Raw genomic sequence first — 10646 nt, 5'->3', positions numbered from 1 at the left:
CCGGGCCCGCGCCTATCACCCCCCGGGGCCCCCCGCCGCCGCGGGGCCGGCCCGTCATCAATCCAACCCGGCCCCGTTCCCCCCGGGTGGCGGGGCCCCCGCGGGGGGGCCCGTCACCCCCCCGCGGGCCGTGGCCCCGCCTGTCAGCGGGGCCACGGCCTTTGCCGTCTCTACGGCTTCACGAAGATGGTGTCCGGCTGAACGATCCACTGCTGCGGGTCGATCTCGGCACCGCCCACCTTGGAACCGTGGAGCATGGTGGCGATCCGGTTCTCCGCGACGACCAGCGGGGTGATCGTCTCCTGGATCTTCTTGTCGAGCGCCATCCACGCGGCGTTGGCCGCGTCGATGTCCGTCATGGCGGTGATCTTGTCCATCTCGGCGGTGAGCGCCGGGTCCTTCAGGTGCGAGTAGTTGGGCGCACCCTCGGCGACCGGGCCGAAGATGATCGGGAGCACCGTGGAGCCGGACGGCCAGTCGGCGCCCCAGCCGCCCCAGTACATGTCGAACTGGTTGCCGAGCTTGCCGATCGAGTCGTAGTAGGTCTTGCGGTCGAGCGGCTTGGCCACGACGTTGATGCCGGCCTTCGCCAGGGCGCTCTTGATCGCGACGGTCACCTGCTCCTGGACCGGCGTCTGGTTGTAGGCGTAGACGATGGTCGGCGTCGGGGTGCTGGTCTGAGCCAGCAGCTCCTTGGCCTTCTCGACGTCACCCTCGGGCTTGGTCTCCTTGTTGAACAGGTCGTAGGACTGGTAGCCGACCGTGGTGTTCTCGTTGAGAATCGTGGTCGGCAGCGCCGCGGCGGCCGGGCCGCCCATGACCTGCTGGATCTGCTTGGACGGCCAGGCGTAGTTGATGGCCTGACGGACCTTGGGGTCCTTCACCCGGTCAAGGTTGAAGTAGTAGTAGTTGCCGTACGGCGAGGGGCTGTTCATCCGGCGGGAGGCCAGGTTGGGGTCGCTCAGCACCTGCTGCAGACGCTCCGGCGGCGTCGAGGCGTAGAAGGTGAAGGCGGTCTGGTCGGCGCCGGAGTCCGCCATGAGGCGGTCGGTCACCTGCAGGGCCTCGAAGCCGAACTCAAGGTGCCACTTGTCCGGGTAGGCGCCGCGGATCGGGTCGGTCGCCGGGTCCCAGTTCGGGTTGCGCTCAAGGTCCATGGTCTTGTCGACCACGTGCGACTTGATGATGTACGGCCCGCTGGAGACAGGCTCCTTGTCGTACTGCTCCTTGGTGTCCTTGGCCTTGGGCACGATGCCGTAACCGGCCATGGCGAAGGCGTAGGCCGCGTCGGCGTGCGGCGTCTTGAACTTGTAGATGATCGTCTTGTCGTCCGGCGTCTCGATCGCGTCGAGTTCCTTGCCGTCGTACGGGCCGGGGTAGGCCTTCTTGAAGTCGACGTCGGTCAGCCACTGCTGGATGTAGGTGGGGCCCTGGGTGACGAACGGCGCGAAGGTCCGCTCCATGCTCCACTTGACGTCCGCGGAGGTGATCGGCGTGCCGTCCTGCCACTTCACGCCGTCCTTCAGCGTGAACTTCCAGGTCTTGCCGCCGTCGGACTGGGTGCCGGTGTCGGTGGCCAGGTCGCCGACCAGCTTGAACTCGCCCTTGGCGACGCGCTTGTAGCCGGTCAGGGTGCGGGAGATCAGCCGGGCGAAGTTCGCCTCGGTGTTGACGTAGATCTGCGCGGGGTCGAGGTGGGAGAAGTCGTCACGGTCGATCATCGTGACCGTTCCGCCCTTGACGACGCCCTCCGGCGGGATCGCGGGTCCCTTGGAGTCCTCCGCGGTGCCCTGGGTGATGACCGCGGGCTTGTAGGCGGCGGCGGGGGCCGAGGAGGCACCGTTGGAGCTGCCGGACGGCTGGGCGGCCGGAGCCCCCTGGTTGCCCTCGGCGCAGGCGCTGGTGACGGCCAGCACACCGATGGCCAGGACGGCCACGGCTGACCGCTTTCTGACTGTCATCTCTCTCCTATCTGTTCAGCGCTTGAGCTGGGGCTAGCGCTTGAGCTTGGGGTCGAAGGCGTCGCGGACGGAGTCGCCGAGAAGGTTGAAGGCGATCACGAAGATCACCAGCGCGACGCCCGGGAAGATCAGGTACGTGATGTCGTTCTGGTAGACCTCGGTACCGCGCCGGAACATCCTGCCCCAGTCGGGGATCGGCTCGATCATGCCGACGCCGAGGAAGGACAGGGCGGCCTCCGAGGTGACCAGCGCGGGCAGCAGCAGCGTCGCCTGGATCAGGATCGGCGTCCACAGGTTGGGCAGCAGTTCCTTGAACACGATCCGCGCGGGGGAGGCGCCGGTCACCCGGGCGGCCTCGATGAACTCGCGTTCGCGGAGCGTGAGGACCTGGCCGCGCAACAGGCGGGCCAGACCGGCCCAGCCGAACAACGTCAGCACGAGCACCAGCGTCACGGCGCGCAGCCAGACCGGCGTCTCCTGGTCGGGACTGACGAAGAGGTTCTCCACCACGGGCATGAACGCGATGATGAACAGCACCGAGGGGAAGGACAGCACCGTGTCGATCACGCGGCCGATGACGTAGTCCGTCTTGCCGCCGGAGTATCCGGCCACGATGCCGATCACGATGCCGATCAGCGTGGTGAGGATCGTCGTGATGAGCGCGATCAGCAGCGAGGTCCTGATTCCGTAGACCAGCTGGGTGAACACGTCACGGCCGAGGTTCGGCTCGATGCCGAACCAGAACTCCGAGCTGATGCCGCCGTTCGGGGCGATCGGATAGCCGAAGTCATTGAGCAGGCCCGGGGTGTCCTGGCCGTAGAGGGTGTACGGGTCCTTGCCGTACAGCCAGGAGATCACCGGTGCGAGTATCGCCACCAGGACGAAGAAAATCACCACGATGGCCGAGGCGACCCCGGTCCGGTCACGGCGGAAGCGGAGCCACATCAGCTGCCCTGGTGAGCGGCCCACCGTTTCCGGTGCCTTCACCACGGGCGCCTCATCGGCGGTGGTCGCGGCAGGTGCAGGGATGGTCATCGTGCGGGAGCCCCCAACGAGCATGACTGAGCGGGATCTGGGGGAACCATTGCAAAACAGTCAGGGGCAAATCAATGGCCTAGCTGTTACTTGTTTTTTTGTTGTGCAATATAGATCAGGTTGTGGCTGCAATTCCATTGACCTGGGTGGGGGGTCGGATGGAATGATGAGATTCCCCACCGTCTCTTATTCACGGATTTGTGACATACCTATGACACGACCATGACGGTCTGTGTGGTCGTCGTGTCACCTCTCGTCGTGTGGTGTCCGCAGGTGGGGCGGAAGGCGGTCCGGCCGCCGGGTGAGTGCGTGAACGCGTGTTGACTGTGGGTGACCCGTCCGGGTCCCGCTCGGCCCCCTGCGGCCCCGCGCCCCCTTCGCCCCTGTTCCCTTCGTACCACCGTGCCCGGCCCGGGCGCGAGGGTGCGCGGCGTGCCTCTCCCCGATGTCCGGTTGTTCCATCTGGTGGGAGGGGGACACGTCATCTTTTGCCGGACGTGGCACACTGGAGGGAGAGCAGCGTGCTCCGGGGTCGGTGAAATTCCGAGCCGGCGGTTACAGTCCGCGACCCGTCCGAAGCCATCGGCCGGTTGACCTGGTGAAACTCCAGGACCGACGGTCAAAGTCCGGATGGGAGGAAGCGCGCGGGCGGCAGGGACGTCCCTTGGTGGGGCGCCTCGCCGCCAATGGGTGTACGTGCCTGTGATCCCCCGGGGCCCGCCGTGGCAGAAAGCTACCGGCGAGTAGGAGTCCCGGATGTGTGGTCGGGCGCACCCGCGTCAGCCGACCGGCCTGCCCGCGCGTGGTCGCGGCGCCGCCGGTCCCCTCCTCCGTCTCGCCCGCCGTGTCCCCGCGATCTCCACGGCCTCTCCCGGTGAGCCCGTACGGCCTGGCCGGCTTCCACGTGCCCACGTCCTGGCAAACGCCCGCCGTACCGGCTCCCCCGGTCCCGGCAGGCCCCGTGAGGCCAGGAAGACGGGCGGCCCCGCGCGGGTTCACTCCCGATGTCATCTACGCACGCCCTGCGAAGGAGCTGTGAATGTTCACCGGAATCGTTGAGGAACTCGGCGAGATCGCGGAGATCGAGACGTTGCGCGACGCCGCCAGGCTGTCGATCCGCGGCGGGGTCGTCACCGGCGACGCCGGGCACGGCGACTCGATCGCCGTCAACGGGGTCTGCCTGACGGTGGTCGACGTCGAGGGGGAGGTCTTCACCGCCGACGTGATGAAGGAGACCCTGGACCGCAGCAGCCTGGGGGCCCTGCGCCCCGGCTCCAGGGTCAACCTGGAGCGCGCGGTCCGTGCCGACCAGCGCCTCGGCGGCCACATCGTGCAGGGCCACGTGGACGGTACCGGCGTGCTGCTCGCGCGTGAGCCGGACGAGCACTGGGAGGTCGTGCGGATCTCCCTGCCCGCCGCGCTGAACCGCTACGTCGTGGAGAAGGGCTCGATCGCCGTCGACGGGGTCAGCCTGACCGTGGTCGGCGTGGACGACGAGGGCTTCTCCGTCAGCCTCATCCCCACCACGCTGCGGCTGACCACCCTCGGCGCCAAGCAGCCGGGCGACCCGGTGAACCTTGAAGTCGACGTGATCGCCAAGCACGTGGAGCGGCTCGTCGGCGCCTACGCCCCCGGGAACGGGTCATGAACTGGGTGAACGAGGGCTTCCAGCTTCTCGGGGTCAAGGTCCTGTGGACCGACCTGGTCGGCAACGTGGCCGCGCTGGCCACTGTGCTGCTGGCGATCCGCAGATCGATATGGACCTGGCCGGTGCAGCTCACCGCCGCGGTCCTGCTGTTCGTCACCTCCCTCAGCGCCCACATCACCGGCAACGCCCTCAAACAGCTCATGTTCGGCGGCCTGGCCGTCTACGGCTGGTGGCGCTGGACCCGCGGCACCCGGGCGGGCCAGGGCCTGGCCGTACGGCCCGCGACCGGCTGGGAACGGCTGGCGATGGCCGCCACGATGCTGCTGGGCACGGCCGTCGTCGGCGTGCTGTTCTTCGTGACCAAGCTCTCCTGGGGCGCGCTGGTGCCGCCGCCGAGGGGCTACCTGCTGGTCGCGGCGGACGCCTACATCTTCGTCGGCAGCGCCGTCGCCACCTGGGCCCAGGGGCGCGCGCTGGTGGACTTCTGGATCATCTGGGTGGCCGTGGACCTGGTCGGCGTGCCACTGGCCTTCAGCTCGGGTCTCGTCGTCTCGGGGGCCGTCTACGGGGTCTTCTTCGTCCTTGTCCTCATCGGACTCTTCAACTGGCTCAAGGAGTACCGGTCCAGGACCGTGCTCGTCCCCAAGGAGGCTGTGTGACCGAGCTTGACCCCATAGAGCGGGCGATCGCCGACATTCGCGAGGGCAGGCCCGTCGTGGTGGTCGACGACGAGAACCGTGAGAACGAGGGTGACATCATCTTCGCCTCGGCCAAGGCGACACCGGAACTGCTGGCCTTCACCATCAGGCACACCAGCGGCGTGATCTGCGTCTCGCTGCCCGGTGAGGACCTCGACCGGCTCGGCCTGCCGTTGATGGTGCACGAGAACAGGGAACGCCTGCGCACCGCCTACACGATCAGCGTCGACGCCCGCGACGGGGTGACCACCGGCATCTCCGCCTCCGACCGCGCCAGGACGATCCGCACCCTGTGCGACTCGGCCACCGAGCCCGACGATCTGGTACGGCCCGGCCACGTCTTCCCGCTGCGCTACCGCGAGGGCGGCGTGCTGGTCAGGCGCGGCCACACCGAGGCGGCCGTGGACCTGGCCAGGCTGGCCGGGCTGCGGCCCTCCGGAGCCCTCGCCGAGGTCGTCAACGACGACGGGACCATGAAGCGGCTGCCCGAGCTGCGCGAGTTCTGCGACGAGCACGACCTGGCGCTGGTCTCCATCGAGCAGCTGGTCGAGTTCCGGCGCCGCACGGAACGGATGGTGAGCAGGGTCGCGGAGACCCGCCTGCCCAACGCGTACGGGATGTGGCGCGCCTACGGCTACGCCAGCGCCCTGGACGGCGGCGAGCACGTCGCCCTGGTCTACGGCGATCTGGAGGACGGGGAGAACATCCTGGTCAGGGCGCACTCCGAGTGCCTGACCGGGGACGTGTTCGGCTCCCTGCGGTGTGACTGCGGGGTCCAGCTCGACCACGCGATGTCGGAGATCGCCGCCGAGGGCCGTGGTGTCGTGGTGTACCTGCGCGGGCACGAGGGCCGTGGCATCGGGCTGCTGGCCAAGCTGCGGGCCTACGGCCTGCAGGACGCGGGCAGCGACACCGTGGACGCCAACCTGGAGCTCGGCCTGCCGGTCGACGCCAGGGAGTTCTCCAACGCCGGCCAGATCCTCGCCGACCTGGGGGTGAAGTCGGTCAGGCTGCTGACGAACAACCCCGCCAAGCTGCGGGGCATGGACGGCTACGGGGTCAAGGTCCTCGGCCGTGAGCCGATGCCCGTGGCGATGAACCCCCACAACGAGAGGTACCTGACGGCCAAGCGCGACCGTCTGGGCCACGAGATCAACAAGGAGAACGTATGAGCGGCGCGGGACGTCCCCAGGCCGAGGCCGTCGAAGCGGCCGGGCTGACCGTCGGCATCGTGGCCGCCCGCTGGCACGAGAAGATCACCGATCAGCTCGTGGCGCGGGCGGTGCTGGCCAGCGCGGACAGCGGGGCGAGCGCGACGGTGATCCGCGTCGCCGGGTCCCTGGAGATCCCGGTCGTCGCCCAGGCGCTGGCCAGGCGCTGCGACGCCGTGGTCGCCCTGGGCGCGGTGATCCGCGGGGAGACCGCCCACTTCGACTACGTCTGTGAGTCGGTCACCTCGGGGCTCACCCGTGTCTCGCTCGACGAGGGAACGCCGGTCGGCAACGGGGTGCTGACGTGTGACTCCCTCGACCAGGCCCTCGACCGCTCCGGACTGCCCGGCAGCCACGAGGACAAGGGCTACGAGGCCACCGTCGCGGCCCTGGAGACGGCGCTGCTGCTGCGGGACCTCAGGGACGCCTGAGGTTCCCGAGCGTCTTGGACGCGGGGCCGGCCGGGGCGTGCGGTAGGTTTCCTATCGCCGTGACCGGTGCTTTTCCCGAAGGAACGTGATCTCCAGGTGAGTCAAGAGAACGTCTCGCCCCCCGAGCTGCCCGTCGTGTGGCGGCCGAGGAAGGGACGCGTCGTGGCGTACGGCTTCGCCGGTTTGATCATCGTTGGAGCCGTGGTCCTGGCGATCCTCCTGCCGCCGCCGTTCACCGTGGTCGACAAGGTCGCGATGGTGGTGCTCGGCGCCGCCGTCGCCGGGGTGCTGCACCTGCTCGGCCGCTGCCGGGTCGAGGCGGACGAGAAGGGCGTCACCCTGGTCAACGCGCTGCGGGTGCACCGCTACGAGTGGCCGGAGGTGCTCGCGGTGACGCTGACCGACAGCGAGCCCTGGGCGAAGATCGACTTCACCGACGGAGCGACGATCGGCGCCATGGGGCTGCAGGGCTCGGAGAAGGAACGGACCGTCCAGCAGGTCCGTCAGCTCGCCGCGCTCATCAGGGAACGCGGCGAGGCCAGGGACGAGGGCGGCAGCGGCGGACGGGCCGGGGACGACGACTGAGGCCCGGCCTGCGCGGCCGGGCCGGAGACGACGCCGGGGCGTCTCAGGTCTCCTCGGCGAAACGCTCGGCCATACCCGTCTCGCCCGCGACCAGCAGAACCGTGTTCCCGTGGATGGCCGTGTCGGAGGTGGCGTAGGTGAACCTGCCGCCGGGGCTCTTGATCCCGACCACGGTCACGCCGTACTTCGTGCGGATGCCCAGCTCGCCCAGCGTCCTGCCCACCGCCCAGCCCGGCGCCTTGGTCTTGACCAGGGCGTAGCCCTCGTCGATCTCGACGTAGTCGAGCATCCGCCCGGTCACCAGGTGCGCGACCCGCTCTCCCATGTCGTACTCGGGCTGCACCACGTGGTGCGCGCCGACCCGGTCCAGGATCCGGCTGTGCTGGCGGCTGATCGACTTGGCCCAGATGTCCGGCACACCGAAGTCGGCCAGGATCGAGGTGGTCAGGATGCTCGCCTCGATGTCGCCGCCGATGCCGACCACGACCCTGCCGAACTCCTCGACGCCCAGCTGGGTCAGCGCGTCCGGGTCGGTCGAGTCCGCGCAGGCCACGTGCGTGAGCTGCCCGGACAGCTGCTGCACGATCTTGGGGTCGCTGTCCACGCCGAGCACCTCGACGCCGCGCTCGGCCAGTTCGAGCGCCAGCGCGCTGCCGAACCGGCCGAGGCCGATCACCGCGACCGCGTCGCCGCGGTCCTTCCTGTCAGCCAACGAGAGGGCCCTCCTCCGGATAACGGAACCTGCGGGTCTGGACGTGCAGCGCCAGCGCCGCGCCGAGTGTCACGGGCCCCAGTCTGCCGACGAACATCAGGACCGTCAGCACCAGGTGTCCCGGGGTGCCGAGATCGCCGGTTATCCCGGTGGACAGGCCGACCGTGCCGAACGCCGAGACCACCTCGAACAGCACCCGGTCGAGCTTGAACGGGGTGAGGGCCATCAGGACGAACGTGCCCAGCGCCACCGAGGCCACACTGAGCAGGGCGATGGTCAGCGCCTGGCGCTGGAGCTGCTCGGGCAGGCGGCGGCGGCCGACCGTGACGTCGGGCTCACCGCGCAGCTCGGCCAGGATGACGTAGCCGAGGAGCGCGAACGTCGTCACCTTGATGCCGCCGCCGGTGCTCGCGCTGCCCGCTCCGACGAACATCAGCACGTCGCTGATCAGCCAGGTGGTCTCGTGCATCTGTGAGACGTCCACGGAGTTCATGCCGCCGCTGCGGGTCATGGAGCTGTGGAAGAACGCCGCCATGATCCGCTGCCAGGGCGGCAGTCCGCCCAGGGTTCCGGAGTTCTCCCACTCGGTGAGGGCGACGGCCAGCGCCCCGCCGAACAGCAGGACCGCGGTCATCCCCACGGTGATCCTGGCGTGCAGCGACCAGAGCCTGGGACTGTGCCAGCCGCGGCGGAGCGCGGTGTAGACGGGGAAGCCGAGCCCCCCGACGACCACGGAGATCGCCAGCGGCAGGCAGATCCACGGGTCGTGGACGAAGCGCACGACGCCGTCCGGCCACAGGGTGAAGCCGGCGTTGGTGAAGGAGGAGACCGCGTGGAAGAGCCCCTGGTACAGGGCGCGGCCGGGCGACTCGCCGTACCCGATGAGGAAGCGGGCGGCCAGCACGGCCGTGGTCAGCGCCTCGACGGCCAGCGTCACCTTGGCGACGCCCGCGATCAGGCGGCGCACCTCGCCGGGGCCCAGGGTCCTGGTCTCGGCCTGGGCGTTGAGCCTGGCGCGCAGGCCGAGCTTGCCGGAGACGACCAGCGCCAGGATGGAGGCCATCGTCATGATCCCGAACCCGCCGATCTGCATCAGCGCCAGGATCACCAGCTCACCGAAGACCGACCAGTGCGTCGCGGTGTCCTGTACGGCCAGGCCGGTCACGCAGACCGCCGACGTCGCGGTGAAGAGCGCGGACGTCCACGACGCCGTCCGCCCGGCCTCGACCGCGACGGGCAGCGACAGCAGCGCCGAGCCCGACATGACCACGACCAGGAAGGCGGCCACGACGACCCTCGACGGCGTGTTGATCCGCCGCAGAACGTTCTTCACGAGGGGTGAGAATACGCCGGGGAGACGACCGCCACGTCCGCCCCACGTGCCCTGTCCCATCAGTGCCCCATCAGTGCCCCGTCGGTGCCCCGTCGGTGCCCCGTCAGCGGCCCCCGCGGCGTAGCCTGAGGTGATGCTGAGGGGGACGGTCAAGACCTCTGACGTGGAGTCACCGGGACATCTGGGGGAACTCCTCGACCGGTGCGCCTACCTCGCGGACGAGGGGCTGGCCACGGCGGCGTTCCTGGCGCTGCGGATGGGCCGCCCGCTGCTGCTCGAAGGTGAGGCCGGGGTCGGCAAGACCGAGCTGGCCAGGACGCTCGCCACGGTGCTCGGCGCGCCGCTGATCAGGTTGCAGTGCTACGAGGGGCTCGACGGCCCCCAGGTGCTCTACGACTGGGACTTCGCCCGCCAGCTGCTGCACCTCAAGGCCGCGGAGGCGAGCGGGATCACCGACGCGGCGCGGCTTGAGGGGGAGGTCTACGACCGGCGCTTCCTGATCGCCAGGCCGTTGCTCAAGGCGGTGGAGACCCAGCCGAGCGTACTGCTCGTCGACGAGGTCGACCGGGCCGACGTGGAGTTCGAGGCGATCCTGCTTGAGGTGCTGTCCGACTTCGCGATCTCCATCCCCGAGCTCGGCACGGTCCGGGCGCAGAGCCCGCCGGTCGTCGTGCTGACCTCCAACCGCACCCGCGAGCTGCACGACGCGCTGAGACGCCGCTGCCTCTACCACTGGCTCGAACACCCCTCCTTCGAGCGGGAGGTGACGATCCTGCTGCGCAGGCTCCCGGGCTGCTCCAGGAGCCTGGCCGAGCAGGTGGCCGGGGCCGCGGGGCGGCTGCGCGAGGCCGGTCTGGTCAAGCCGCCCGGCGTCGCCGAGAGCCTCGACTGGGCCGAGGCACTGCTGACCCTGGGCGCCAGGGAGCTGGACCCCGGCCTGGCCGCGGCGACGCTGGGTGCCCTGCTCAAGCACCGCGAGGACCACGAGACGGTCCTCGGGAACGGATTCTTCGATGTCTCCCGTGGCTGAGG

The 10646-nt window shown here is 69.5% G+C and carries 10 protein-coding genes and 1 riboswitch; of the genes, 6 read left to right on the top strand and 4 right to left on the bottom strand.

What is annotated here, in order from left to right; translation table 11 throughout:
* Positions 1–170 precede the first annotated feature (170 nt).
* The gene (locus ABZ470_RS34175) at positions 171–1961 is read right to left on the bottom strand and encodes an ABC transporter substrate-binding protein (RefSeq protein ID WP_352008969.1); all 1791 of its coding nucleotides are present in this window, start codon (positions 1959–1961) and stop codon (positions 171–173) included.
* A gap of 33 nt (positions 1962–1994) precedes the next feature.
* Complete coding sequence (locus ABZ470_RS34170) at positions 1995–2948, bottom strand: ABC transporter permease (RefSeq protein ID WP_362916582.1); 954 nt, start codon at positions 2946–2948, stop codon at positions 1995–1997.
* A 565-nt stretch (positions 2949–3513) separates the two neighbouring features.
* A riboswitch (FMN riboswitch) is annotated at positions 3514–3644 on the top strand.
* A gap of 391 nt (positions 3645–4035) precedes the next feature.
* Between ABZ470_RS34170 and ABZ470_RS34165 the strand changes: the two genes are divergently transcribed.
* The 5 genes from ABZ470_RS34165 to ABZ470_RS34145 all read left to right on the top strand — a co-directional run bounded on the left by ABZ470_RS34165 (position 4036) and on the right by ABZ470_RS34145 (position 7569).
* Complete coding sequence (locus ABZ470_RS34165) at positions 4036–4644, top strand: riboflavin synthase (RefSeq protein WP_352008971.1); 609 nt, start codon at positions 4036–4038, stop codon at positions 4642–4644.
* A complete protein-coding gene (locus tag ABZ470_RS34160) occupies positions 4641–5303 on the top strand; it encodes a nicotinamide mononucleotide transporter family protein (RefSeq protein WP_352008972.1) in 663 nt (220 codons plus the stop codon). Before ABZ470_RS34165 ends, ABZ470_RS34160 begins: the two co-directional genes overlap by 4 nt.
* Positions 5300–6514, top strand: coding sequence for a bifunctional 3,4-dihydroxy-2-butanone-4-phosphate synthase/GTP cyclohydrolase II (locus ABZ470_RS34155; RefSeq protein ID WP_352008973.1), 1215 nt, complete (start codon positions 5300–5302; stop codon positions 6512–6514). The genes ABZ470_RS34160 and ABZ470_RS34155 overlap by 4 nt, the downstream gene beginning before the upstream one ends.
* The gene (ribH, locus tag ABZ470_RS34150; protein WP_352008974.1) at positions 6511–6984 is read left to right on the top strand and encodes a 6,7-dimethyl-8-ribityllumazine synthase; all 474 of its coding nucleotides are present in this window, start codon (positions 6511–6513) and stop codon (positions 6982–6984) included. The genes ABZ470_RS34155 and ribH overlap by 4 nt, the downstream gene beginning before the upstream one ends.
* A gap of 96 nt (positions 6985–7080) precedes the next feature.
* Positions 7081–7569: a PH domain-containing protein gene (locus tag ABZ470_RS34145; RefSeq protein WP_362916579.1), complete on the top strand. Its 489-nt coding sequence runs from the start codon at positions 7081–7083 to the stop codon at positions 7567–7569.
* 43 nt (positions 7570–7612) lie between these two features.
* On the opposite strand, the gene ABZ470_RS34140 is transcribed toward ABZ470_RS34145, so the two are convergent.
* Together ABZ470_RS34140 and ABZ470_RS34135 are read right to left on the bottom strand one after the other, a co-directional pair.
* Entirely contained in the window at positions 7613–8281 is a 669-nt protein-coding gene (locus tag ABZ470_RS34140) for a TrkA family potassium uptake protein (RefSeq protein WP_352008976.1), read from the bottom strand.
* Positions 8274–9614 (bottom strand): potassium transporter TrkG, encoded by a 1341-nt coding sequence (locus ABZ470_RS34135; protein ID WP_362916577.1) that lies wholly within the window; start codon positions 9612–9614, stop codon positions 8274–8276. The genes ABZ470_RS34140 and ABZ470_RS34135 overlap by 8 nt, the downstream gene beginning before the upstream one ends.
* A 133-nt stretch (positions 9615–9747) precedes the next feature.
* Between ABZ470_RS34135 and ABZ470_RS34130 the strand changes: the two genes are divergently transcribed.
* Entirely contained in the window at positions 9748–10644 is an 897-nt protein-coding gene (locus ABZ470_RS34130; protein ID WP_362916575.1) for a MoxR family ATPase, read from the top strand.
* The last annotated feature ends 2 nt before the right edge of the window (positions 10645–10646 follow it).

The organism is Streptosporangium sp. NPDC020072 (genome assembly GCF_040631445.1).
Taxonomy (GTDB): Bacteria; Actinomycetota; Actinomycetes; order Streptosporangiales; family Streptosporangiaceae; genus Streptosporangium.
Note: the sequence above shows the minus strand (reverse complement) of the source record. Positions and strands in the feature narration are given on the sequence as shown.